This window comes from Moraxella cuniculi DSM 21768 (genome assembly GCF_900156515.1).
Lineage (GTDB): Bacteria > Pseudomonadota > Gammaproteobacteria > Pseudomonadales > Moraxellaceae > Moraxella > Moraxella cuniculi.
Map to the genome: position 1 here is coordinate 22,985 of NZ_FTNU01000009.1, position 26,566 is coordinate 49,550.

Annotated in this window: 27 protein-coding genes; 2 read left to right on the plus strand and 25 right to left on the minus strand. The window is 43.9% G+C overall.

Annotation, left to right across the window (positions count from 1 at the left end; all coding sequences use genetic code 11):
- Positions 1–137: 137 nt before the first annotated feature.
- From BW928_RS06230 to nuoE, 13 genes are all read right to left on the minus strand, one after another.
- On the minus strand, positions 138–755 hold the full coding sequence (locus BW928_RS06230; RefSeq protein WP_375537532.1) for a nicotinamidase: 618 nt from the start codon (positions 753–755) through the stop codon (positions 138–140).
- 105 nt (positions 756–860) lie between these two features.
- On the minus strand, positions 861–1,667 hold the full coding sequence (locus BW928_RS06235; protein WP_076555378.1) for a ferredoxin--NADP reductase: 807 nt from the start codon (positions 1,665–1,667) through the stop codon (positions 861–863).
- A gap of 129 nt (positions 1,668–1,796) precedes the next feature.
- Entirely contained in the window at positions 1,797–3,272 is a 1,476-nt protein-coding gene (locus BW928_RS06240; protein WP_076555379.1) for an NADH-quinone oxidoreductase subunit N, read from the minus strand.
- Between the two features lies 1 nt (position 3,273).
- The gene (nuoM, locus tag BW928_RS06245; protein WP_076555380.1) at positions 3,274–4,878 is read right to left on the minus strand and encodes an NADH-quinone oxidoreductase subunit M; all 1,605 of its coding nucleotides are present in this window, start codon (positions 4,876–4,878) and stop codon (positions 3,274–3,276) included.
- 1 nt (position 4,879) lies between these two features.
- Complete coding sequence (gene nuoL, locus BW928_RS06250; protein WP_076555381.1) at positions 4,880–6,751, minus strand: NADH-quinone oxidoreductase subunit L; 1,872 nt, start codon at positions 6,749–6,751, stop codon at positions 4,880–4,882.
- A gap of 3 nt (positions 6,752–6,754) precedes the next feature.
- Positions 6,755–7,087 (minus strand): NADH-quinone oxidoreductase subunit NuoK, encoded by a 333-nt coding sequence (gene nuoK, locus BW928_RS06255; RefSeq protein WP_076555446.1) that lies wholly within the window; start codon positions 7,085–7,087, stop codon positions 6,755–6,757.
- Between the two features lie 32 nt (positions 7,088–7,119).
- On the minus strand, positions 7,120–7,758 hold the full coding sequence (gene nuoJ / locus BW928_RS06260; protein WP_078310271.1) for an NADH-quinone oxidoreductase subunit J: 639 nt from the start codon (positions 7,756–7,758) through the stop codon (positions 7,120–7,122).
- Positions 7,755–8,303 (minus strand): NADH-quinone oxidoreductase subunit NuoI, encoded by a 549-nt coding sequence (gene nuoI / locus BW928_RS06265; protein WP_076555382.1) that lies wholly within the window; start codon positions 8,301–8,303, stop codon positions 7,755–7,757. The genes nuoJ and nuoI overlap by 4 nt, the downstream gene beginning before the upstream one ends.
- A gap of 64 nt (positions 8,304–8,367) precedes the next feature.
- A complete protein-coding gene (locus BW928_RS06270; protein ID WP_076555383.1) occupies positions 8,368–8,556 on the minus strand; it encodes a hypothetical protein in 189 nt (62 codons plus the stop codon).
- Positions 8,553–9,590, minus strand: coding sequence for an NADH-quinone oxidoreductase subunit NuoH (nuoH, locus tag BW928_RS06275; protein WP_076555384.1), 1,038 nt, complete (start codon positions 9,588–9,590; stop codon positions 8,553–8,555). The genes BW928_RS06270 and nuoH overlap by 4 nt, the downstream gene beginning before the upstream one ends.
- On the minus strand, positions 9,590–12,658 hold the full coding sequence (nuoG, locus tag BW928_RS06280; protein ID WP_076555385.1) for an NADH-quinone oxidoreductase subunit NuoG: 3,069 nt from the start codon (positions 12,656–12,658) through the stop codon (positions 9,590–9,592). Before nuoG ends, nuoH begins: the two co-directional genes overlap by 1 nt.
- Positions 12,658–14,094 (minus strand): complex I 51 kDa subunit family protein, encoded by a 1,437-nt coding sequence (locus BW928_RS06285; RefSeq protein WP_076555386.1) that lies wholly within the window; start codon positions 14,092–14,094, stop codon positions 12,658–12,660. Before BW928_RS06285 ends, nuoG begins: the two co-directional genes overlap by 1 nt.
- The gene (gene nuoE, locus BW928_RS06290) at positions 14,091–14,600 is read right to left on the minus strand and encodes an NADH-quinone oxidoreductase subunit NuoE (RefSeq protein WP_076555387.1); all 510 of its coding nucleotides are present in this window, start codon (positions 14,598–14,600) and stop codon (positions 14,091–14,093) included. Before nuoE ends, BW928_RS06285 begins: the two co-directional genes overlap by 4 nt.
- A 328-nt stretch (positions 14,601–14,928) precedes the next feature.
- On the opposite strand from nuoE, the gene BW928_RS06295 reads away from it, so the two are divergent.
- Both BW928_RS06295 and BW928_RS06300 read left to right on the plus strand, forming a co-directional pair.
- Positions 14,929–16,185, plus strand: coding sequence for an MFS transporter (locus BW928_RS06295; protein ID WP_076555388.1), 1,257 nt, complete (start codon positions 14,929–14,931; stop codon positions 16,183–16,185).
- 381 nt (positions 16,186–16,566) lie between these two features.
- On the plus strand, positions 16,567–17,175 hold the full coding sequence (locus BW928_RS06300) for a LysE family translocator (protein WP_076555389.1): 609 nt from the start codon (positions 16,567–16,569) through the stop codon (positions 17,173–17,175).
- A 104-nt stretch (positions 17,176–17,279) separates the two neighbouring features.
- Here BW928_RS06300 and BW928_RS06305 read toward each other — a convergent pair whose 3' ends face one another.
- The 12 genes from BW928_RS06305 to pdxH form a co-directional block, all read right to left on the minus strand.
- Positions 17,280–17,855, minus strand: a complete 576-nt coding sequence (locus BW928_RS06305; RefSeq protein ID WP_076555390.1) for a flavin reductase family protein — start codon at positions 17,853–17,855, stop codon at positions 17,280–17,282.
- 260 nt (positions 17,856–18,115) lie between these two features.
- Positions 18,116–18,748 carry a LysE family translocator gene (locus tag BW928_RS06310; protein ID WP_076555391.1) on the minus strand — a complete coding sequence of 211 codons (633 nt, stop codon included), beginning with the start codon at positions 18,746–18,748 and terminating at the stop codon, positions 18,116–18,118.
- Positions 18,741–19,028, minus strand: coding sequence for a YqcI/YcgG family protein (locus BW928_RS06315; protein ID WP_143821502.1), 288 nt, complete (start codon positions 19,026–19,028; stop codon positions 18,741–18,743). Before BW928_RS06315 ends, BW928_RS06310 begins: the two co-directional genes overlap by 8 nt.
- A gap of 86 nt (positions 19,029–19,114) precedes the next feature.
- Positions 19,115–20,068, minus strand: coding sequence for a hypothetical protein (locus BW928_RS06320; RefSeq protein WP_076555393.1), 954 nt, complete (start codon positions 20,066–20,068; stop codon positions 19,115–19,117).
- Positions 20,069–20,113: 45 nt separating this feature from the next.
- Complete coding sequence (nuoC, locus tag BW928_RS06325) at positions 20,114–21,862, minus strand: NADH-quinone oxidoreductase subunit C/D (RefSeq protein WP_076555394.1); 1,749 nt, start codon at positions 21,860–21,862, stop codon at positions 20,114–20,116.
- A gap of 151 nt (positions 21,863–22,013) precedes the next feature.
- Positions 22,014–22,484, minus strand: coding sequence for an OsmC family protein (locus BW928_RS06330; RefSeq protein WP_076555395.1), 471 nt, complete (start codon positions 22,482–22,484; stop codon positions 22,014–22,016).
- Entirely contained in the window at positions 22,459–22,791 is a 333-nt protein-coding gene (locus tag BW928_RS06335; protein ID WP_076555396.1) for a GFA family protein, read from the minus strand. The genes BW928_RS06330 and BW928_RS06335 overlap by 26 nt, the downstream gene beginning before the upstream one ends.
- Before the next feature lie 49 nt (positions 22,792–22,840).
- Positions 22,841–23,275, minus strand: a complete 435-nt coding sequence (locus BW928_RS06340; protein WP_076555397.1) for a hypothetical protein — start codon at positions 23,273–23,275, stop codon at positions 22,841–22,843.
- Between the two features lie 21 nt (positions 23,276–23,296).
- Positions 23,297–23,968 (minus strand): NADH-quinone oxidoreductase subunit B, encoded by a 672-nt coding sequence (locus BW928_RS06345; RefSeq protein ID WP_076555398.1) that lies wholly within the window; start codon positions 23,966–23,968, stop codon positions 23,297–23,299.
- Positions 23,969–24,145: 177 nt separating this feature from the next.
- Positions 24,146–24,754: an NADH-quinone oxidoreductase subunit A gene (gene ndhC, locus BW928_RS06350; protein WP_375537533.1), complete on the minus strand. Its 609-nt coding sequence runs from the start codon at positions 24,752–24,754 to the stop codon at positions 24,146–24,148.
- A gap of 210 nt (positions 24,755–24,964) precedes the next feature.
- Positions 24,965–25,636 carry an outer membrane lipoprotein periplasmic chaperone LolA gene (gene lolA, locus BW928_RS06355; protein ID WP_200800833.1) on the minus strand — a complete coding sequence of 224 codons (672 nt, stop codon included), beginning with the start codon at positions 25,634–25,636 and terminating at the stop codon, positions 24,965–24,967.
- A gap of 287 nt (positions 25,637–25,923) precedes the next feature.
- On the minus strand, positions 25,924–26,559 hold the full coding sequence (gene pdxH, locus BW928_RS06365; RefSeq protein ID WP_076555402.1) for a pyridoxamine 5'-phosphate oxidase: 636 nt from the start codon (positions 26,557–26,559) through the stop codon (positions 25,924–25,926).
- Positions 26,560–26,566: the final 7 nt, after the last annotated feature.

Genomic DNA, 26,566 nt, shown 5'->3' on the forward strand with positions numbered 1-26,566 from the left:
ATTATGGATTAATGCAAAGGTGCCAAATCAAGACATCTTATTTTTAGCAAGAACTTTTCTTAAAAAATTCAATCAACATTGGCGAATATTTATGGCGTACAAACATTGTCTGGGTACAGATTTATAATATTACACGCTCAAATAATCTTAACCCCCAAATGCTGCATTTGCCGCATTGCCACTTGAAGCGAACCATCTTTATCAATGGCAGCAGTTGCCTCTTGAACAACCGTGCAATCAAAGCCCAATTTTACCGCATCCATCGCTGTCCAAGCGACACAATAATCAGTTGCAATACCCACCAAATATAGCGTATCAATACCCCGCTGCTGCAAATACCCTGCCAGACCTGTATATGTGCCATCTGCCTCAACAAAGGCAGAATAACTATCCACCGCCTGCTGATAACCTTTGCGAATAATCAGCTCGGCATGTGTGATATCCAAATCCTGATGAAAATCAGCATCCGCCGTACCCTGCACACAGTGTCTTGGCCATAATATCTGTTCACCATAAGGCAGGCGAATGCTCTCAAATGGCTGCTTATCCACATGATTATCAAAAAATGAAATATGATTGGCAGGGTGATAATCTTGCGTCAAAATCACATGGTGAAACTGCCGTGCCAGCTGATTAATCAGCGGAATAATCTTGTCAGCACCAAGCACCGCCAAATTACCAGTGATAAAACCATTTTGTACATCAACAACAATCAATGCCGTGCGATTTTGTTCGATTGATAAATTTTGCACAATTTCACCTTTATTAATAATAAATTGTATATTTATTTATAATACATATTCATCAAGGCAATCTGTCGCATAATGATGGCAATTGATGATATTTTATTAATAAAATATTTACCAATAGTTCTCTACAGCGATATTGCCCACCCCCCTGCGATTCATCACCAAGCCTTGTGCTTGCAAGGCTTTCTTAGTATCCTCAACCATCTGCGGATTGCCACACAGCATCACATGAGAGCTGGAATCAAGTGGCACACCAGCAGCTCTGCTAAGCTCGCCTGTCGCAATCAAGGCTGGAATGCGTTGATTAAGACAGTTTGGCAGCAACTCTCTGGTAACAATTGGCAGATAGTGGAAATTTGCAGGATTGTCGGTCAAACTGGCAAAATTATCAGGCAGGCTATGTATCTTATCCTGATATGCCAATTCGGCAGTAGTTCTGGCACTATAGACCAAGACAATATCTTGATACTGCTGCCAAGCGTACAAATCCTGCAACATGGATAAAAATGGTGCAAGACCTGTGCCTGTTGCCAATAACCACAAAGTTTTTGGGCTGGGCTGCTGATAGCGAGACAGGGTCAAAAAACCAAATGGCGTGCTGTTAAGGTACAGCGTATCGCCTGCTTGTAGGTGCTGCAATTGTGAAGTAAACGCCCCTGTTGGCACCACCACCGAAAAAAATTCCAGCACCTCCTCATAAGGTGAGGATAGGAGTGAATACGCACGAAAAATCGGTGGCATCTGTGTCAGCTGCTTATCTTGATTGGCTTGTAGCTGCGATACCTTTAGCCCCAAGCGGACAAATTGCCCAGCCTCAAAACGAAACCCCGTTGGCCGTGTGGTGGTAAAACTAAATAAGTTATCAGACCACAGGGTTTTTGATAGTACCGTTATGGCAACTGCATTATCATCACTCATGAGAACTCTTTTTATTATTAAGACATGAAACCAAGCACTCAACAATCGCTTATTTTTGGATTTATCGAGTAAATTACTAACTATACCAAAGCCTGCAAAACAAAACAAGCACCAAAAGGTGCCTGCTTATTAGCCAATGGTTGCCAGCATCGCAAGCTGCATCAGCCCCTCTGGCAATACACCAAAGATAATGACCAATGCAGTTACAATCATTACCATCACGCCACCTGCTTTAATACCCCAGTGATCATGTGCATCAAATTCAAGGGCAAGTTTTGGTTTTTTGTACAAATTCACCAAAACCTTCAGATAATAATACAAGCCAATGGCACTGCCGATAATAATCATCGCTGCCGCCCAAAAACGCACACCCTCTACCGCAGCAAAGAAAATGGTAAACTTGGTAATAAAACCTGCCGTCAGCGGAATGCCAGCCAACGATAGCAGCATCACCGTCAGCACTGCTGTTAAAATCGGACGACGCCAAAATAACCCCTGATAAAAACGCACATCGTCCGCCTCACCGCTAAGAGAGGTATGACCTCGCTCACGATATGGGCTGGACATCAAAGCAATCACGCCAAACGCCCCGATTGAGGTCAGGGCATAAATCGCCATATACATACTTACCAAGCCTGCACCAGAAGCTCCAACTGACAATAAGCCAATCAATGCATAGCCAATGTGTGCAATGGATGAATATGCCAACATTCGCTTTAGGTTGTTTTGATTGATTGCCAGCAAGTTACCAACTACGATTGACAAAACGATAATCACACTTAACATGGTATCAAAAACTGTCAAAACAGGCACCATGCTGCCGATAAAAAACCGCAGTGCCAATGCCATCATCGCCACTTTGCTGACACTTGCCAAAAACGCCGCCACAGGTGCTGGTGCCCCTTCGTAGACATCTGACACCCAGCCATGAAACGGTGCTGCCGATAACTTAAAGGCAATGGCAATCAGCATCATCACCACGCCTGTTATCGCCAATACGGACAACTGTCCTGATAACAAGGCTTTTGCCAAATCGGCAAATGCCAAAGTACCCGTATCAGCAAAAATAAACGCCATACCCATCAGCAAAGTTGCTGATGCCGCTGCCGACATTACCAAATATTTCAGCCCTGCCTCCAGTGATCTGGCTCGCAAAAAAGTATATGCCAACATACCATACATTGGTATTGATAGCAGTTCAAGACTCATAAAGAACGCCGCCAAATGCTCCGCTGATACCATCAACATCGCACCCATGGTTGAGATAAGCATCAATAAATACAGCTCATCTTTATTGTCCTTGAGCGTCTCAAAAAATCCATAAGCCAGCGTACAACATGCCAATGCCGAGATTAAAATCACAGCCATGTTAAATTTGGCAAAACCATCAAACACAAACAGACCGAATGCCTCGCCTGACTCAATTAAGCCCATCGCCTGTGCCAATAAGGCAAGCAAGGCGATATTTAATCCTGCCACACTCAAACTGGCTGACCAAAAATGCGAACGCTTCATGGCGATGGCAATCATCACCACCAATGCTGTCAGTGCCACGACCAGTATCGGCAATAACGACCAAAGTGATGTCATAATCATAGGGTTCATATCACTCTCCCTGTGTTGTTTGCTGGATTTGGGTGGTTTGTGCGGTGGTGCCATCTTGTTGATAGGCTTTGGCAATCCACTGCATCGCTGCCTCTGACTTGTTTAGCACAGGCTGTGGATACAATCCCAACCACACCAATCCTATCGCCAAAGATAAGAGCAATGCCAATTCACGCTTGCCCAAATCTTTGAGCTTGCCACGATTTTTTTCAACCAATGACAAGGTGGTATTGTTGCCAAACAGTGCTTGATATACCATGATTAATGCATATAATCCAGCCAGCACAAGGCTTGCCGTTGCCAGAATTACCGCAATTGGATAATTGGCAAATGCACCCAACAAAATCAAAAACTCACCGATAAAGTTGCCAGTGCCGGGAATGCCCAGCAATGCTGCACTAAAGAACATCAGTAGCGGTGCAATATAGCGAAATTGTCCCCACATACCGCCCATCAGCGTCATATCACGAGTGTGCAATCGCTCATATAACTGCCCTGCCATGATAAATAATGCTGCACTTGATAGGCCATGTGCTACCATTTGCACCATCAGACCTTGTAGTGAGATGATACCGCCATCATAAATCGCCAATACCACAAAACCCATGTGCGAGACGCTGGTATAAGCAAGCAAACGCTTAATATCAGTCTGGGCAAATGCCAAAAATGCTCCATAAAAAACACCAAACAAGCCCAAAGCGATGGCAATCGGTGCAAAGGCCTCAGAGGCATTAGGGAATAATGGCAACACAAAACGCAACAAGCCAAAGGCTGCGGTCTTAATCAAAATACCTGCCAAATCCACCGAACCTGCAGTCGGTGCTTGAGCATGGGCATCAGGCAACCAGCCATGCAGCGGAAATACGGGCAATTTCACCGCAAATCCAATAAAAAAGCACAGCATGATGATATATTCCCAAGCACCCAGATTGCGTCCGAGCAGTTGGTTATAATCAAAGGTTAGTACCCCAGTTTGGCTAAAATTAATAACAACCAGCAACAAAATGCCAATCAGCATCACCAATCCTGAGGCTTGGGTATAAATAAAAAACTTGGTTGCAGCATATTCTTTGGTTTTGCCCGCTGTGGCATTATGCCCCCACAGAGCAATCAGAAAATAAATCGGCAGCAGCATCATTTCCCAAAAGAAGAAAAACAAGAACAAATCAACTGCCAAAAATACCCCAATGACACCGCCCAATGACCACAGTAAGTTCAAATGGAAAAATCCAACACGACGCTGAATCTCACCCCACGAACAACCCACTGCCATAATGCCCAAAAATGCCGTCAAAGCAATCATCAATAGCGACAAACCATCCATCGCCAAATAAAACTGAATGCCAAAACTTGGAATCCAAGGCAAGACGAACTGTGCCGCCCATGGCAAATTTTCGCCAGTTGCCACAGCATTGCTGGCAAGCAAAGTACCAAAATCACCCTGCTGCCACAGCAGTATCGTCAAAGCAAAAGTAGCCATCATGCCAAGCAAGGCAATCCAGCGTGGCAAACGGTCGCTGATTTTTTCTACCAGCCAGCAAAGCAACCCTGCAACAAACGGAATTGCAATCAATGTTGGCAGCACCCAATTTTGTTCCATAATCATTTTACACCACCATCATCATTGCCAAAATCAACACAACTGCCACAGCCATGCCAAAACTTAGCATATGCGTGCGCAGCAGACCTGTCTGAGTCTTAACCATTACTTTATTGCCAGCCGATGCCAAGGCTGGGAAAATATTTATCAGTTTATCAACAGGGTCATTTTTTAGCAGTTTGGCAATTGCCAAAAATGGCTTGACAAATAACCAATCGTACAAGGCATCGAACCCCAACCCGTGATAACACCAATGATACAAGGCGGCACCAAGGGTGGTATTTTTAAATTTATCCAACAGGCGACCTTGGTTAATAACATACAAAAACACAGCCACAAGTAAACCTGTCGCCATAAATGCCATGGCGATATATTCGGCACGATATTTACCCGCAACTTCACCTGCTTGCTCAAGCAGCTGCCCCGCTCCCAAAGGCAACACTTCGTTTAACGGTGGCGTAATCAACGCCCCCAAGCCTGTGGATAGTAGCAAAAGCACACTAAGTGGCAACCAGTATGCGATGCCAGACAAAGGCTCGGCATGGGTTTTTTCTTTGCCAAAAAAAGCAATCCAAACCAAACGGAAAGTGTACAATGAGGTCAAAAATGCACCGACAACCCCTGCCCAGAACAGCACTTGGTAGCCGCCTGCATACGCCTCCCACAGGATTGCTTCTTTGGAATAAAAACCAACAGTAATAAATGGCAAAGCAACCAAAGCACCGCCACCAACCACAAAACAGGCAAATACCAAAGGAATTTTTTTGGCAAGTCCACCCATCTTAAAGATATTTTGTTCATGATGAACCGACACAATCACCGCCCCTGATGCCAAGAACAGCAATGCCTTAAAAAATGCGTGCGTCATCAAATGAAAAATTGCCGCTTGCCATGCACCCACGCCCAGTGCAATAAACATATAGCCCAGCTGGCTCATGGTTGAGTATGCCAAAATTCGCTTAATATCCGTCTGTGCCAATGCACAAAACCCTGCCACCAGCATTGAAACAGCACCAACACCGCCCACCCAGTACAGCAAGACATCAGGGCTTAGTATAAATAGCGGATGCAAGCGTGCAATCAAATACACGCCAGCAGTTACCATGGTTGCTGCATGAATCAATGCCGAAACAGGCGTAGGGCCTGCCATTGCATCAGCAAGCCAAGTATGCAATGGAATCTGTGCTGACTTACCCCATGCCCCACCGACAAGCATCATGGTTGTCAATATCATGGTAGGATTGTTGATATCAAATACCGCTGGTGCTTTGGTGATGATTTCATTGATATTAAGCGTGCCAAATTCTCTAAATAACAAAAATAAGCCGATTGCCAAAAACACATCACCAACACGCGTTACCGTAAAAGCCTTGATGGCAGCACGGCCATTGGCACGGTTGGCAAAATAAAATCCAATCAAAAGATAGGAACAAATGCCAACACCTTCCCAGCCTAGGTATAATAATAGTAGATTATCCGCTTGCACCAACAGCAACATACTGGCAACAAACAAATTTAAATAACTAAAAAATCTGGCAAATCCCTGCTCGCCATTCATATACCATGCAGCAAACAGGTGAATCAAAAAACCAATGCCCGTGATGATGGCAGTCATGGTCAAGGTCAAGCCATCAAATGCCAAGCCAAAACTTGGGGCAAAATCCCCTATTTTTAGCCAAGTCCATAGCGGCACCTCGATACGCTGATTGGCAAAATTTTGCAAATAATCCAACCCAACATACAAGGTGGCAGCTGCTGATAGCAACATCGAACCCGTACCAATAACAGCAGCCATTGTTTGTGATAGACGATCACGCAAAGTTGCCAATATCAAAAATCCAATCAGTGGGCAAATAAAAGTCCACGCCAGCATACTCATATCCTACCCCTTTAATTTATTGGCTTTATTGACATCAAGACTGCCAAATCGATGATAAAATTGCAATAAGATCGCAAGCCCAATCGCCGCCTCTGCTGCCGCCAAGGTCAGCACAAAGATAAACATCACCTGCCCATCAGCACTGCCCCACATATTGCCCGCAACCACAAAGGCTAACGCTGCTGCGTTCATCATAATCTCAAGGCTCATCAGCATAAACAAGACATTACGCCGTGCCATCACACCTGCCAATCCAATGGCAAACAATATCGCCGCCAAAATCAACGCATGGGAGCTATTCACCCCAAGACTGGCAACCTGCTCGGCTGTCTGCATAGAAATCTGATTGACTGTTGTCTGTACACTCATCACAGACCTCCTTGTCGTTTGCTGTTGCTAAATACTGGCATATCAGGCTGATTATTGGGATTATTTTGGGCGTGTTCTGTGTCTTGATAATGGCTGAAATTTTCATCATCAAGAGCTTTTTTGCCTAAATGATATGCCGCCACCAACGCCCCAAGCAGCAAAAATGCCGCCACTTCAACCAAAAGCACATAATGGCTAAATAAGCGAATGCCCACCTGCTTGGCATCAATACTGGCAGCTGATAGGCTTTGTGCTGAGCTTGGCGAGCTTAAAATCAATGCTGTCAATACACCTGCAATAATCAGCATCAGGCACATTGGCACCGCCCAAGCAGTTGAACTTAGCCATGATTTTTCTTCGCCAACATCACTGCCCAAATTTAGCATCATAATGACAAAAACAAACAGCACCAAAATCGCCCCTGCATAGACGATAATCTCCAAAATCCCTGCAAATGACGCACCGAGGATAAAAAATATCCCCGCCACCGCAAGCAGTGAAACAATCATTGATAAAATGGCATGCACAGGGTTGGCGTGCGTTATCACTCGCAAACTGGCAAAAATCGCCACCGCCGCCAGTGCATAAAATCCAACCACATTGGCATCACTTAACAGTTGTGATAATACAGTCATCATGGCAATAAACTCCGCACATCGATTGGCGTTGCTTCATTTTGGTGCGAGCCTTTGGGGTTGTCTTTGGTCGCCATACCAGTAACTCGATAATAGTTATATTCAGGATATTTGCCCGTACCGCTGATAAGCAAATGCTCTTTTTCATAAACCAGATTTTGGCGATTGTACTCACCCAGCTCAAAATCAGGGGTCAATTGAATTGCTGTGGTTGGGCAAGCCTCTTCGCACATACCACAAAATACACAACGGCTAAAATTAATGCGGAAAAATTCAGGATACCAGCGACCATCTTCACGCTCGGCCTTTTGTAGCGAAATACAGCCCACAGGGCAAGCAACTGCACACAAATTACACGCCACACAGCGTTCATCACCGTCTGGGTCTCGTGTCAAGACAATGCGTCCACGAAAACGGGGCGGCACAGGCACAGGCTGCTCAGGATAAAGAATGGTATCTCGTGGACGCAGAGCGTGAGCATTCACCATCCACATTGAGCGGATAATGCTCATGATACCGACTGCGGTGTTTTTTAATGCTACTAACATAATTATTTATCCTTTATAATGTTCACTCTTAATCAAAATTTTATCAATCAATATTAAGAATGATTTATAAATACTCACCAGCAATTTGTATGGGCAAAGTAACGATATCAATCAAAATTGCAGGTAAAATCAACGCCTTTATAACAGGTTGTAATTTCCGCTCTTTCTCTTTCAATGCCACAAACACAAACGAAATAGGATTTTTAAAAGTGTGTTGCAGATGAGTATTTGGTATGATTTTTTGGGCTATCATTTTGCCCCCCACGCCAAAATTACAAAGGCGGTTGCCAATAAATTAACCAAAGTTACTGGCAGGCAAATTTTCCAGCCAAAATTCATCACCTGATCATATCTGGGTCGCATCAATGAACCACGAGCCAGTACAAACATTGTCATAAAAAACAAGGTTTTTATCATGAACCAAAAAATAGGCGGAATAAAGGGAATATCAAGATTAAACGGTGCCAGCCAACCACCAAAAAACAAGCAAGTCATCAATGCCGAAATCAGCACCACATTGACATATTCGCCAATGAAAAACATACCGAATTTCATGCCAGAATACTCAACATGATAGCCCTCTGCCAGCTCCTGCTCAGCCTCTGGCTGGTCAAAAGGATGCCTATGCGTTACCGCAACCCCTGCCACCACAAAGGTCAAAAAGCCAAAAAACTGCGGAATCACATTCCAAATCGTGCTTTGAGCCTCGACAATATCACGGATATTAAATGAACCCGCCTGTGCCACCACGCCCATAAGCGACAATCCCAAAAACACCTCATAACTGATGGTTTGGGCTGATGAACGCAAGCCGCCAAGCAGTGAGAATTTGTTGGCAGATGCCCAGCCACCGAACATTACCGCATACACTGCAAGGCCTGCCATCGCAAAGAAAAACAACAGACCAATATTCCAGTCAGCAGCCCCCAAAGTTGGCGACAGCGGAATGATGGCAAAACTTGCCAATGCGGTAAACATTGCAATGGCAGGTGCCAGAGTGAATATTTTTTTGTCGGCAAAATTTGGTGTCCAGTCTTCTTTAAAGAAAATCTTTAGCATATCTGCAACTAACTGCAAACTGCCCTGCCAGCCGACACGGTTTGGGCCGTAACGATCTTGCCACAGTGCCAACATACGCCGCTCATAGACAATCATCAGTGCAGCAACGATCACCAAGCCCAAAAAAATCATCAATGCCTGAGCCACCAAAAATAATATCGACCACGCATCAAAACTTAAAGCATTGTTCAGCACCGATGGCATCTGTGGAATGACACGAACCGACATTATGCATTCTCCCTAATTGTAGTGCCTGTCTGTGGCGATACTGGCTGCACCGCACTTGCCAGAAATAACTGACTACGATGCTGTCTTGGTAAGTTTTTTAGGCTTTGGACATGGCTTGGCTCAAACACACTCGCCACCGAATCGGCACGCCTGATGCTGGTTAATAGCTTGGGCGATAATGGCACTTGTCCTGCAGCATAGCCCACGCAGCCATCTGGCACATATTCCACAATCACCACAGGCAGGACGATTTCACCATACAATGAGTCTATCGCCAATAAATCGCCTGCCCTTACCTGCCAGAGATTGGCATCATTTTCGTTCATATACCAACCGATTGCTTGGATTTGCTCAGCAACGACAGGGCTTCGAGATGCCAAGGGGCTTGAGGCAAATAACTGATGCACAGGGAATAAGCGTACCACACCATGAAATACGCTGGTATTGGCAGGATCACTGATTTCCTGACGCTGGCTGGCATAGCAGTGTTCAAGTTTTGGTAAATAATCAAATAAACGCACACCAATATCGCCGCCTTTTAGCCTGCCGCCGATTTTGCTTTGGTATTTGTTCCATGCTTGCGGTGAGTTCCACCCTGCCGCCCATGCAAAAGGAATGCTGGCAGCACTGGTTTTATCGCCAACATAACCTTCCATTGAGAAGGTCAATGCCGTATCCAGATCCTTAGGCTGCATCGGTTCATGCACCGATAAGGTCGCTCGTATGGCAGTGCGACCCGAGTAACGGCGTGGCTCACGAGCGATTTTTAGACCGCGAATGCGATAATCGGCAGTTGGGGCAGCGTCCTTGATTGCTGCCAAGCCATGCACTTGCTCGGCAATATCATCAATCACTTCGTCCAAATGGGCAGCCAGAGCTGTTTGATTTAGCTCATGCGATAAGGCATACAGCCACCGCCAACTGTCTTTAATGTTGCTATTTGGCTCATAGTATTTTTTATCATAAGCCTGAAAAAACCGCTGTGCTCGCCCTTCGCTTGACACCAGCGTGCCATCAGCTTCGGCAAAACTTGCCGCCGATAGCACCACATCGGCTTGATTGTGCCAAGGATAATGCTGATGATCCAGAACAATCAGGGTTTTGTTTGCTATTTGGGCAAGTGCATTTACCGTGCCAAGCTGACTTAGGTCATTTTCAAGCACAATCACCGCCTCATACTCCTGTGCCAGCACCTCTTCAATTGCTCGCCCACCAAGCAGACTGATGCCAGCACTGTTTGCCGCTGGCAGTGCAAGATATATCGCTGCAATCGGTGCAAAATGCGTATCAAGCGGCTTGGGCTCTGGACGCACAATTTTTGCCTGATCTGTCTTTTGGGTGTCAGTTTGGGGATGCTCAGGCTTGGCAATCAGCTGCGGATCATGGCTTGGCAAATCGGCTGACACATCGGTATTTTGTTCAGCTTGATAGTGGGCAATCTCCGCCTCGTTTGTCGCTTTGATGGCTTGGCGTTTTTTGCTCAAACTTTGTGCAATGCACGCTGCCGCCTCAATCACTGCTTGTGAGCCAAGCGAAGTCCCTGAAATAACCAGTGGCTGATTTGCCGAAACCAAATCAACAGCGATTTGATATGCCAAAGTTAGCATTTGCTCATCGGCATCAAGGTTAGGCTTAACAAGATTGTCCAAATGCACATCAAAACAATCAATCACCTCAGCCACCAAATAGCCAAAGCGAGCAATGTCCTCAATGCTTGCCACGACAGAAGTTTTGGCAATGTCATCAAGTTTGGTATCAACCACATCGACCACATAGATTGGGCTAAAATCCCCCTGACCGATTCGCTGCACAGGTTCGGCAAGCCAATGGTCTGTGCGTAATGCCGTTGCCATTTGCCGTGCTTTATTTTTGGCAGCTTGGCGTACCGACAGTGCCACGCGTGCTGCTGTCTGGGTAATGTCCTCACCCAAGATAAAAACTGCATCCGCCTGCTCAATCTGTGCCACAGAAGGGTTGTACACACTGTGATTACGCAAAATCTCAACCGATTTATCCACCAAAGTTTGTACCGCCATGCTCCAGCCTGTGCTGTAGTTGGCTGCTCCCACCAGTTTTTTTAGGGCAAAATTACTCTCAAGGCTTGCCATATCACTGCCAATACCGATGAGTTTTTTGCCGCGAAGCAGAGCGATTACCTTATCCAAAGCCGCTTCGGCATCCAGCTGTATTTTGCCTGTTGGTGTGTTTTGATAAGGGCTGGTTGGACGATCGGCACGATTGACATAACCATAACCAAAGCGACCACGATCGCACAAAAAATAGCCATTGACATCTGGATTGTAGCGGTTTTCAATACGCCGCAACTCGCCATAACGCTCACCAGCAGAAATACTACAACCCGTTGAGCAGCCATGACAAACGCTGGGTGCATACTGCATATCCCACTTGCGGTTATAACGATCAGAATGTGTTTTGTCAGTAAATACGCCTGTTGGACAGACTTCGGTCAAGTTGCCGCTAAATTCGCTTTCAAACTGACCATCTGTCTCACGACCAAAATACACACGGTTGTTTGAGGCATAGACACCAAAATCCTTGCCGCCTGCATAGTCTTTATAAAAACGCACACAGCGATAACAGGCAATGCAACGGTTCATTTCGTGATTGATAAATGAACCCAAATCCTGATTATGATGCGTGCGTTTGGTGAAGCGATAACGGCGTTGGCGATGCCCACTCATATAAGTCATGTCTTGCAGGTGGCAATGACCGCCTTCTTCACAAGTTGGGCAATCGTGCGGGTGGTTGGTCATCAGGTATTCAACGATATGCTTGCGGAAGTTTTTTGCTTCCTCATCATTGACCGAGATGTACATATCATTGGTTGGAGCAACCATGCAGCTCATCACCAAACGCCCACGCCCTGCCTGATAATCTTCTTCATTATTATACTGCTTGACGGCACATTGGCGACACGAGCCAACCGAGCCCAAGGCTGGGTGATAACAAAAATATGGCACATCAATGCCCAAAGACAGGCAGGCAGCCAGTAGATTATCGCTGCCGTCCACCTCTACCGTTTTTCCATCAATATGAATGACTGCCATCACAGCCCTCCTTGTTCGTGCTTATCTTCTGACACTGGCTGAATTTTTTGCTCAAATTCATGGCGAAAATACTTCAAGGCACTCATCAACGGCTCCATCGCACCGGGGGCATGGGCACAAAAAGTCTTGCCAATCCACAAATCACGCGTCAGCTCAGAGAGCTTGTCAATATCTGCCGACTCGCCCTGACCGTTGTCAATTGCGTCCAAAATCTTCACACCCCATGGCAATCCATCACGGCATGGCGTACACCAGCCACAAGACTCTCGCTGAAAAAACTGCTGCAGGTTTTTTGATAGGCTAACCATATCTTGGGTTTCGTCCACCACCATCATCAAACAAGTGCCAAGCCGTGAGCCTGCTTTCATGATGGGATCAAAGTCCATCACCAGATCCAAATGCTCATCGCTTGCGGTCAAAAAATCAGTAGAAGCACCACCCGGCAACCATGCCTTTAGTTTCAGACCATCTTGCATACCGCCAGCAAGCTCAATAATCTCACGAGCAGTGTAACCAAAGGGCAACTCCCACAGCCCTGCATCTTTAACACGACCAGAGCAGCCCATGATTTTGGTACCAGGTGTTTCTGATTTGCCCTTAGCTTTGGGCAAATCCAGATACCATTGCACACCATTTAATAAAATGGCTGACATATTATTAAGCGTTTCTACATTATTGACCACTGTTGGTCTGCCCCATGCACCTGCAACTTGGGGAAATGGTGGCTTGGTGCGTGGATTGGCACGGCGACCCTCCAGACAGTTGATGAGTGCTGTCTCTTCGCCACAAATATAACGCCCTGCACCAGTATGTACATGCAGCTTAAAGCCAAATTCTGTGCCTAGGATATTCTCACCAAGCAGTGCATTTGCCAAACATTCATCAATGGCTGCCTGCAATCGCTCGGCAGCGATGATATATTCGCCACGGATAAAAATATAGCCAATGCTTGCACCGATTGCATAAGCAGTGATAAGCATACCCTCAATCAGCTGAAATGGCAGTCGCTCCATCAGCAGACGGTCTTTAAATGTACCGGGCTCCATTTCGTCAGCATTACAAATCAAATAACGCACGCCACCATCAGGCGGGGTCATAAATGTCCATTTTAGCCCTGCATTAAATCCAGCCCCGCCACGCCCACGCACATTGGCAGTTTTTATCATCTCGCCGACTTCTTTTGGGCTTTTGCTAAGGGCGATTTTTAGACCCTCGAAGCCTTTTAGTGCCAAATAATCAGCAAGTTTTAACACGGCATCATGATGGTATAATCGCCAAGTCAATGGGTGAGAAAGACTGGTTGGTGCCTCGCCTTCCGCCAAGCCCACGCCGTAGATAGGAATCCGCTGACGGTTGAGCTGACTGGGTGCTTTGCCCAATTTGCGTGCGTCAATTTGGGCAGTAACTGTCGGTTTGCAAAAAGTCGCTTCACTCATAGATATTGCTCCAATAACATCGCCACTTCCTCGGGCAGGACAGGGCCATAAGTATCCTCATCAATCAGCACACTTGCCCCTTTGTCGCAGTTGCCCAGACAACAAATCGGCAACAGGGTAAACCTACCGTCTGCTGTCGTCTGCCCAAATTCAATGCCAAGATTGCGGCGAAATGCCTCTGCCAATGCCTCATATCCTGTCAAATAACAAGCAATCGAATCACAAACCAAAATCACATGACGACCCACAGGCTGGCGATAAATGCGATTAAAAAAAGTCGCCACACCCTCAACATCACTGACAGCAATGGACAGCATATTGGCGATGGCGGCGACTTGGGCATCATCAACCCAACCGTTTCGTTTTTGGACAAGTTTTAGGGCATCAAGCACAGCGGCTCTTGGTTGTGGATAATGATGGATATGTTCAATAATGCCCTGAATCTCATCAGGCGTTAGGATTTGGTGGATATCCACTTTGGGGGTTTTATCGGTTACTATTTTCATAGAAAATACCATGTATGTGAAAGCTAGCTGGCAGGCTGGCTGATTTTATCCTTTGGCATTTTAAGATCAGATGGCAACTGATACTAAAATTTGTCTATTATACTCCAAAATTTTACGAAACTCTATACAGCAATCAACAATTGAGCAATTAAATCAACAAGCAGTTATATTTATCTTTGCACTCACCAGTCAAAATCATTATCATTGTACTTAATTTTATCCAATCTTTTGCCAAACACTGCTTTGCAACCACAAAATACTTGACAAAAAAAACCAATCACAGATACTGTTATGACAACAAAATCATCTAGTAAGACAAGGAATATTCATGCTAACCACCCCGCAAGCTTACCGCAAAAAGCTGCCCACCGCCCTAAAGAGCATTGTATTTTATGGCGTTGCTTTTGGCAGTTTTCGTATGTTGATTGGCGGCGTTTCGGTTTTGTATTTATTAAGCCGCGGGGTATCGCTTGCCGACTTGGGACTGCTTAAGTCGTTTCAGTTTGCCCTGATGATGTTTTTGGATTTGCCACTTTCTTATTTGACCGACCGCTACAGTCGCAAATTATCCACTATTTTGGGCATTGTGTTTGGTGCAGCTTGGCTTTTGATGACTGCTGCCGCAAGCAGTTTGTGGCAATTTTATCTTGCCGAAGCATTCAACGCCGTCTCATTGTCATTATTTAATGGTGCTTATATTTCTTATTTAATTGACATAAAAAATAAAACCGCACCAGAGCTTAGCACCAAGACCTTGCTGGCGTATGATAACAAATATAACAGTCTGGGCATGGCAATCTGTGCCTTTGTTGGAGCCGCGTTTATCAGTCCGCAGACCAGTGCCATTTGGTATATCGCAGGTGTGTTACTGCTTATCATCGCAGCAGGTGCATGGCTACACATGCCAAGCGATCAACAAACGCCGCAAGCCACCAGCACCACCAATCACCAAGACAACAAACTGCTGATGGTCGCTCGGCACGCAAAACAGCTCACAGACATTCTCAAGCACAAGCCACAGATTGCCTATGCCTTGGTGGTGATAAGCATTCTTTTGGTGTATTTTCAGATATTGGTTCAGCTGTGGCAACCACTTGTGGATATTGTCAATCCCAGCACGTTTGGTTGGGTTTATGGTTTGTTCTTTTCGGTGCTAAGCATTGCCCAAATTCTCTCAAGCAGCTTTGTTGATAATGACAAGCTCTCCGCCATGCACAAAAAGATTGCCATTGTCGCCTTATTAACCATCGCCCTGCTACTTATGGCGATGAGTGTTTCTTTTGCCACAAAGTCATGGTATGCCACTGTCGGCATTTTGCTGTCTTTGTCGCTGATGTTTTTTGCCATTAAGGTTTTGATGATTGAAGCCTCAGCAACATTTCACGACATCATACCTGATGCTCATCGCTCGGTGCTGGACGCTTTGGGATTTTTTGCCAGTCGCCTTGTACTGCTTTTGTTATTTCCACTCATCACCTATTTGACCGACCGCTTGGGTTTTGCTGTGCTGGTGGGGATTTTTGTGATGATTTTGGCGGTTTATTTTGTTATAAAATACAAAATCAACAAGGCAAATTTGGCTTGATGATAAATTTCTAGACTTATCAAAATCAACCAGCTGTTCAAATTTTGCCGATTGTTACGAATTGGCAAAATATCTGTAGGCTGATGATATTAATTATAAAATATTTAATTATTTTTTGTTTTATATTTAAAAATTAACAAAAAAAAATACAATTTAATTGACATTGACATTGACATTGGCATTGACATTGACAATAATATTATAAATTACCGTGAATTGACTTTGATAGATTTTAAAATAATCTTAAGCCTGTCTTATTAATTTTTCACGCCGCCAAGGCAAACAGCCACAAACGCACCACTGCCAATTTAAAGCCGTGCTTCGTTTTGTGGCATATTTAGCCATGACAAATCAGATATTTGGTTTTAAAAGGACTACCCAATGAATGAATTTTTTGCCGTTGCCTTGGTTACTATTTTGGCGGTGATTAGCCCCGGTGCAGATTTTGCCATCACCACAAAAAACAGCTATCTGTATGGGCGTGGCGTGGGAATTTTGACCGCTACAGGCATTGCGTTGGGCGTGCTGATCCATGTGGCTTATACGCTGTTGTTTGTGGGGGCGGTGATGAAATTCATGCCGAATTTTTTGGACATCATAAAATACATTGGGGCGGCATATCTGATATACATCGGCTACCAAACTTTTGTGCAAAAACCCGTTTCCCAAAATGGCGACAGTTTGCCCATCTCACCCACCCAAGCCCTAAAATACGGACTATTCACCAACGCGTTAAACCCCAAAACCACGCTATTTGTGATTAGCACCTATACCCAAATTGTGAGACCTGACACCTCTTTGGGCGTGCTTTTGGGCTATGGGGCGTTTATGTCTTTGGCTCATTTTGTGTGGTTTGCGATTGTGGCGTTGCTGTTTTCACAGTCTCATTTGCGACAGAAAATGCTGGCACACCAAGTCATCATCAACCGCATCATTGGCGTACTCTTGGCGGGACTGGGTGGTTTATTGCTGGTGAGTAATTTATCTTAGTCGTTGGTTTTGACAAATTACATTTGCCCTACAGATGGTTATTGCTTGGACTGCTTAGTGTCAATGATTTGATAATATCATCATAACAAGCACGCCATCACGGTTTATTTTTCTGCACGGAAATTTTTACCCAGCATCTCGCCAAGCCCTTGATAATGCCGAAAATTATAAATCAGCGGCTGCCAGAGCGTTGGGTCAATCTTATCTTTATCAAAAACCAACCCTTCTGCGGCATGAACCTGCAAGATTTTTAGCTCAACGATGGCATAACCATCTCGGTTGATGATATTGACAACCCCAGCTTCTGCCTGCAACGGGCATTCGGTGATTTTTTGTGGTTTCACCTTGAAAGACGGCTCGGCAGTCAAGCCAGCAAGTGCAAATTTATCATCACAGAACTGGTATTGCTCATTGACCGCTTGCATATTGCCCGTAAACGGAGCGATTTTCTCAACATTTTGCCACAGATTTTCGCTTGCGATATTTAGCACAACCTCTGGGCAATGCTGGATATTTTGATACGCTTTGCCCTGCACACCCAAACCGATGACGACATTATCGCCCAAGCACCAGCTTGACGAAATCGGACTGATGTTGGTTTTGCCCTGATTATCCACGCTGGTTAATAGCACGACAGGAAAGCCATAATAAAACATTTTGGGATTGATGGGAATGTGCATAATACCTCCTTTACTGTCCATATCTTTGATGCTTGCTGTTTTTCAACTCCAAACAGTGCAATGCACGGCAAAATAACGCCTGATAACATTCATGCAATAAAGCCAAACTTTTATCCTGAGCAAATATCGCACTTTTAATGACAAAGTCGCACAGTCTGATATTATCCATGATAAAGCTATATCGTCATGACAAGGTTAATCCTCGCCGATACCAAACCAGTGGAAAATGCCACAAAAACGCATCTTTAAGACTGGCTACCCTACCAAAAATCCATGACACTTTTTATCACACCGACCGCACCCAACCCCAGTAATAACAACGCCGAGATAAGCATGGTGAGCTTGATAAATTTTGGCTTGCAAATTTTGCTAAATAAATAAGCATAAACCAACAAAATGGCATAGTCTAGCACCACCCAAGTGATGGTAAGTGCCGTGGCAGCGACAGCTTTGGACTCAGCAACGCCAAAAAACAACGGAAAAAATCCAATAAAAAACAACACATCTTTTGGGTTGGCAATACCCACCAAAAACCCTTGTTTGATATGTGTAATCAGACCTTGTCTGTCCGCTTGGTGCTTATACAGGCTAAGCTGACTGACCTGTTTTAACTCAGTTAGGATTGAAAAAGCAAAATAGATAATGTACAAAGAGCCGACCAGCGTTAAGGCACTTAGCCACCGCTCATCAATACCAACCACACCAAACAGCACCAATAAGGATACGCCGATTAATACCAATGAAGCCAAATTTGTGCCGATAACGGTGCATAAACTCGCCATCAAACCATCACTGGCACCATGGTTAGCAACCATCACCGTAACAGGACCAGGGGTGGATAAAAATACCACAACCGACAGCGCAAACCCAAACCAAAGTTGATAATCAAACATCGATACGCTCCTTGGGCATTTTTATTGGGCATGTATCTATAACCAAACCACCCTCTTCATACAGTTGATACTGTCGCCACTCTAGATTGTTAATATCTCCAAAAAAACCTAACTCGCTTGGGTACTTTTGAGATTTATTAAAAACACATATTCTGTTTCTGATTATCCTTCTAATATTCAAGCCTTTTTGTCTATCTATTGGTGCAACCAAATCAAACACTTCTCTAGGGTTGATATACATATGCACTTGCTTGTCAATACCTTTTGAAAGCTCTATCAAGATACAGCCTGTAATTCTTGATAGTTTTAGCTGCAGATTTGATTATCCCGAGCTTTCATCAGCACATTTTAATTTGAAAATCCCAATTATATCACTTTTAACATTTTTATAAAGTTATCACGAACACTGGATGTATTTTCTGTACCGCTATAGCCAAATCTTGCATAATAACAAACGGATAGGTATGATGTTACAATTAAATCCTCACCTATTGCCTCTTGTAAAGAAAACTTATTCTTTGCCGATAGAACCATGGCTGTTACAACCGATTTATTGATTAGTGGATCGCATTCTTTTAAAAACTCCAGTGCTAAATCATTTGATTTTTCTTGAAAATACACCTGCTCAGTTCTACTTATCCTATTTCCAATGTTTATCATAACTGGCATAAAATGATCTTTATAAACAGAATTGTATAAATCCCAACCAATCCTACCTTGATTATATAAACCAGCATAAGTAAATCTTGTCGCATACAATATTGGCATTAACGCATTATAATTCTTTGGTAATTTTTCAGTTATCTTATTTAAATTGTCAAATATGGAACTAAAACTCCAAGGTTGAACAATCTCTACAATATTTAGGATAGAAAGAGGCTCTATATTATCCAACAAACCGTCTTTATCCAAGGTGCGTGATTTGTATTTTCCAATTTTATAAAAAATCATTATTTCATTTAGAATAAGAAGTCGCAAGTTTGCAATTAAATCCTGCAAAGGCTGTAGACCCATAGATAGCTTAATCAAAAATAGAGATGCTCGCTCTACCTCGTCTGGCATATCATTAATCATCGCACCACCATACTCGGAATAATCAATACCGCTATTCTTTACAAAATCTCTTGATTTCTCATCTCCATAGCTGGCACCGTCCAACTCTTGCAAGACAAAAAGATATGCCATTTCATAATCCCTTAAGTCTTTTTGTATTAGTGAAAATGCAAGTTTGGCAGCAGTATATTCCAATCCATCGGTTTGTATTTTTTGATAAAGCTCCATATCAGCACAAACAGATTTTTTTTTGAAAAAATCAAACATTGACATTCCCCTTGACAAACTTTCTTAAGAATCATTGATTATGATTTACCTATCACAATCCGCCATCACAATATCAATACTTGCCAAATAAATAATCGCATCAGACACCAGCGAGCCGTTAATCACGCTAGGCATTTGCTGTAGATGAGCAAAGGTCGGCGTGCGAATACGAGTGCGATAGCTCATTGTTGAATTATCCGAGGTTACATAGTAGCTATTAAGCCCTTTAACACCCTCCACCATGCACGCAGACTCACCTGCTGGCATCACAGGCCCCCATGACACAGAGACAAAGTGGTTAATCAGAGTCTCAATGTCTTGTAGCGTGCGGTCTTTTGGTGGTGGCACGGCAAGTGGGTGTTCGGCTTTATACGCCCCTGATGGCATATTGTTTAAGCACTGCTCAATGATGCGTAGTGACTGGCGTATCTCTTCAATTTTGACAAGGCATCTATCATAAGCATCGCCGTTATAAAACACAGGAACTTCAAACTCAAAATTCTCATAACCCAGATATGGGCGAGCTTTACGCAAATCAAAATCAATACCTGTGGCACGAAGCCCCGCCCCTGTTACCCCCCAAGCCAGGGCGTGCTTGGCATCATATTGAGCCACTGCCTGTGTGCGTCCTTTTAGCACGCTGTTGGTCATGGTGGCTTTATAATATTCATCAATGCGTTTTGGCATCCAGTCCAAAAATTCTCGCACCAGACGCTGCCAGCCATTTGGCAAATCATGAGCCGTGCCACCAATTCTAAACCACGCAGGGTGCATACGATAGCCTGTTACCGCTTCAATGACATCGTATGCCTTTTGGCGATCGGCAAACATATAAAACACAGGGGTCATGCCACCAGCGTCTTGGATAAATGTCCCCCAGTAGAGTAAATTATTAGTAATTCTAAACAATTCACTCATCATAATGCGAATGGTATTGGCACGATCAGGCACAGTAATGCCAGCTAACTTTTCCACCGCCATGATATAGGGCAGCTCATTCATCACCCCACCCAGATAGTCAATGCGGTCGGTATAAGGGATAAAAGAGTGCCAAGTTTGGCGTTCTGCCATTTTTTCAGCACCGCGATGATGATAGCCAATATCAGGAATGCAATCAACAATCTCCTCACCATCTAATTGCAGCACCAAACGAAACGCCCCGTGTGCCGATGGGTGGTTTGGACCAATGTTCAAAAACATAAAATCCTCATCACGCCCAGAGCGTTTCATACCCCATTCTTCTGGCACGAAGCGTAAATTTTCTTGCTCAAACTGCTGCTTGGCAGTGTTCAAAAAATACGGCGTAAATTCGGTCGCACGAGCGTGATATTCCTTGCGAAGCGGATGTCCTTCCCAATATTTTGGCAACAAAATCCGTGTCAGGTGCGGGTGGTCGTCAAACACCACGCCAAACATATCCCACACCTCACGCTCATACCAGTTGGCATTGGGATAAATCTTGGTAGCACTGGGGATATGCTCGCCCTCTGCCAGTGCGACTTTTATGCGAATATCACTATTTCGCTCAAGGCTCATCAAGTGATAAAATACAGTAAAATCACTTGTCGGCAAGCCATATCTATGCTGGCGTAATCGCTCATCAATGGCAGAAAGATCCACAAGCATAACAAATGGCTTGGGCAAGGTGCGTAAATACAACAGCACCTCAAGCACTTGATGCTTACCCACCCAAACGGTCGGAATGCCGTCTTGCGTCTCTTGGACGGTTAAATTATCAAACTTTGCACTAAGTTTAGTTAAGATTTCAAAATCGTGAATGTGGTTAATGCTCATAATATCCAACTTACTTTAAATCTCTACAGTCTTACAACAGCTAAAATATTTAAAAATTTATTCTATACCAAAAAATAAATTATTAGCTGTTTTAGCACAAAATAGAAACCAAATCCGCCAATAAAATAATTGTAAACAATCAATAATAAACCTAGGGAGCTTTTAGTACCGTTGCTTGACACTGCACAGGAAATTTAATAGAGTTAGCAATAAAGCATAATTTATGTGCCTGTTCATGCAAAGCCAATGCCAACTTTTGGTCGCCCTGGCTAATTTTTACCACAGGATTTAATGTCGCACAGACAAACTGCCCTGCATTTTTATCATCACCTTCATTCATTATTGCTGTGGCATTATCTTGGTATGTTTGTACCACAATTTGATTAATCGCACATAAATGCAAATACCAAAGTTTGTGGCAAGATGAAATGCTGGCAAGCAACAGCTCTTCTGGATTCCACTTGTGCTTATCACCGCGAAATGCTGGGTCTGATGATGCCAAAATATCCACCTTATCATCTGCTGAAATGACAAAATTGCGTTCATAACTGGTATAATCTTTAGTACCTACGCCAAGATTACCCTGCCAAGTAATACTAACTGTATACTGATGCGTTTTCATCGCCCACCCTTTTGCTGCTTGTTCCAACTACATCATCAAATAATCCTGCGGACAAATAATAATTGTCCGTGCCTAATTGATGAAAATACAAATGCGTGCCACACGTTTTACAAAAATTGCGAGTTCCCCATTCTACTAATTGAAAACTGGCGATATTGTCGGCATTGTCGGTTTTTATGCCTTGCACCATCGTTGTAAACCCTGCTGAACCGCCCCAAGTACGGCAATTATTGCAATGGCAAGCGTGCAATTCTTGATTATCCGCTGTTTCAATGGTAACGGCTTTACATAAACATTGACCTTTCATAAATTTCACCTTTTATTGACTGATATGACAAATTTTAGAAAATAAGAAATTATTTATTGGCGAAGAAATCCATAATTTCTTTATCCTGCTCTAAAATTTCATCAGCAATTCTAAAAACATCAGCTTTGTAATGATGATTTAACGAGTTTTCTCTATTAAGAATTTCTACATCTTTAATATTCTTCCAAGAAACTTTATCAGCATTTAATAATGTGGTTGCAATATGGTCTTGATTATCCCATAACATCAATGGAAAACCAACTCTGTTAATCATTTCATTATTTTCATCAAATTCACACATTACTATCAAACATTTAATATTTTGACCATGTGAATTTGGCTGGATTTCAGCATAATAATAAGCAAACGCATCATTATTATGGTAAACAAACCGAGTAAGACGAGTGATATTTTCTTGACAGCATACACAAGTAATATAATGCGGTTCTTCACATTCTATTTCTATCAAGCAATCATCACTCATATCATTCGCCTATTTTATTTATCAAAACGCATCATCTTGGCTTCTTAGGTTTTTCACGGCAATGCGTTCGGCATTTTTACGATCTCGCTCTGGTGTCATCAAAGGCTGAATGATGCCTTGATTGTCAAGATGAATGCCTAGCGGTCGGCGTTCGTGCGTGATGGATTCTTGTAACAACATCAACGCCTGAATCAAAGCCTCGGGGCGAGGCGGACAGCCTGGAATATAGACATCGACAGGGATAATCTTATCCACGCCCTGCACCACCGAATAAATATCATACATACCGCCCGAGTTGGCACACGCTCCCATGGAAATAACCCATTTTGGTTCAAGCATCTGCTCATACAACCGCAAAATCACAGGTGCCATCTTAACAAAACAGGTGCCTGCCACAATCATCACATCGGCTTGGCGGGGTGATGCACGAATAACCTCCGCCCCAAATCTTGATAAATCATGCACGCCTGTCAAGGTTGTGGCATATTCCACATAGCAGCAGCTTGTACCAAAGTTAAACGGCCAAAGAGAATTTTTGCGTCCCCAGTTGGCAGCGGCGTGTGTTAAATCTTCAAGTTTTGCCAAGAATACATTTTTTTCAACTTCTGCCTGCGTGATATCATCAACCACTTGGCGAGAATTGTGTGGATACTGGTTGCCATTTTCATTTGGGCGAGTTAAGGTGTATTTCATAGCGGATTTTATAAATAAGTATTTGTTAATATTAAAAAAAGTTTTGCTATTTATCGCTTGGCATATCTTTGACTTTGTTCATCAAGGCAGGATTTTGAGCTTTATTGCCACAAAAAACAACAGCGAATATCAACATGGCATCAATTCGATAATTGCCAAATTTCATTTGTCACTTCCTTAATCAAACTTCTGCGTGGTAACTCGCCCCGTTTGATTAATGTGGTCAATGTTTGCCATGTCGGTTTTGTCTTTTTCAAGCACTGCCTGCAAATCCTTACGCCCTGCAAAAATCTTGCCAGATGACTGTGCAGGCACTTTGCCTGTAGGGTCAGTGTGCAAATCATCAATCGTTGTAAAGGCAGTGATACTCGCCAAATCAAAATCGGCAGGACGGCTTAAAATGCGTGGCTTACGCCCTCGCTTGTCAGCAGGTGCCCAGTTCATCGCTCCAAGTTTCATCTCATACAGCAGACCAACGAACAAAATGGCAATAAAAATGCCAGCAGCGACAAAGCCATACCAGCTGACCTCTCGCACACTGACTGCATAGGCGTACAAAAATAACGCCTCCAAATCAAAAATCACAAAAAAAATCGCCACCAAGTAGAATTTGGCAGATAGACGAATGCGTGCCGATCCTGCCGACACCACCCCCGCCTCAAAGGTCTCTTGCTTTTGAGATCCTGACGAACGCCCACCCAATAAGCGTGGCACCACCAACATAAAAACAACCAGCCCTGCGGCGGCTAGCAAAAATGCAATCGCTGACCAATTGGCTAACATAATCACCTCTATGTGATTGTCTGTTCTTTAATAAAATAGCGATATTATAACACAATTTACAAAAAAGCATTACAACCGTGCGTATTTTTCGGCAACAAAATCACAATTTGCCCCAATTAAGGCAATAAAGCGGCCAGCCGCCAGCGACACTTATCACATTATCACAAAAAAATCCACATAGGTGCTTCCCATGTGGATTTTATTTAGCCGCTGTTATTGACTGATGACATCTGTGCCACTAGGCGGCGTGAAATTAAACTCTGTTGCAGGGATTTTTTTGTTGAGCGAAATATTACTAAAGCGAATGCTGGTAATTTGCCCAATATTATCATGCAGCACCATCATCACAGGGCGACCGCCATTAAAGCTAAGCGATAAACTCTTAAAGCTGGCATTGCTGGATTTGGGTGTCAATACAAAATAATTTCTGGCGGTATTTGGCTGACTTACGCTAAAATTGCGTCCAATTTGTGCTGGGTCGCCAGACAATAGCAAGGCTGGCGTTTCGCCAACTTGATTACCAACCGCTTGGCGAGTCGCTTGTTGCAAATCTTTATCATACACCCACAGCGTATTGCCATTGGCAACAATCAATTGCTCGGCAGGTGATTTGATTTGCCAGCGGAATTGATTTTGACGCTGTGCCGACATCACGCCTGTAAATTGGCTTTTTTTATTGCCAGCTTGCGTGGTTTGGCTAAAATTGGCGGTCATTGACTTAATGCCAATCAGCAGCTGATTGAGATTTTTTGTTGCTGTCTGCTCACTTGCCGCCGCTGCCTGTGCATTTATCGGCAATGCCATCGGCACAGCTGCCATGCTTAGACTTGCAATCGCCAGCATTGCCTTCAAGCTCATCGCTTTTAAAGGGGCAAAATTCGTCATTGTACACTCCACATGGTTAAAATTCTTATTGGTTTTGATACCGCATTGGCATTGTGATATTTTGTCAAATCCACACCAAACCAAAGCTGTATCAACTTTTGGGCATATTTTGCCAAAAATATATATTGCAATCTACATAAAAATTGCAACCAGCAGCACTTAAATGTTACGCTTGACGGCGTCTTGCAAATTTAAGTAAACAAACTGACAAAATCATCAGCATACCAAGATAATTGTAACAAAAAATGACAATTAACAGGCAGACAAATCAAACAAATCTTGTGATATTAAGGCAGCAATCGCTCAACTTGCCATGTGTCGCCATGCTTTTGGTATCGCATACGATCATGCATACGCCCTGCTCGCCCTTGCCAAAATTCGGCAGTATCAACCACCAATTCATAACCACCCCAAAACTCTGGATAAGGCACATTATCGGCGTATTGTTTGTCAAGTTCGGCAAATTTTTGCTCCATATATGCACGATTTTCGACCACGCCACTTTGTGGTTGGCTTACCCATGCACCCAGCTGGCTCTCACGCGGACGCTTGGCAAAATAAGCTGCTGATTTTGCCACATCAACCTTGGTTATTTTGCCAGCCAGACGCACCTGACGCTCCTGTGCCTGCCAAAAAAACAACACTTCTGCATAAGGGTTACTGTCAATATCCTGCCCCTTGGCACTGCCATAATTGGTATAAAAAACCACGCCTTGCTCGGTCAGTTCACGCATCAGCACAATCCGCACGCTTGGGCGATTGTCCGCACCGCAGGTTGCCAAGCTCATCGCATACGGCTCGGGCAGATTTGCTGCCACCGCTTCATCGAACCAAGCTTGGAACAAATGAAATGGCGTATCAGGCAAGCCCAAATCCGCCAATGAGCCTTGTTGATATGATTGTCTGTGATCGCTTAAGTCCATAACGCCC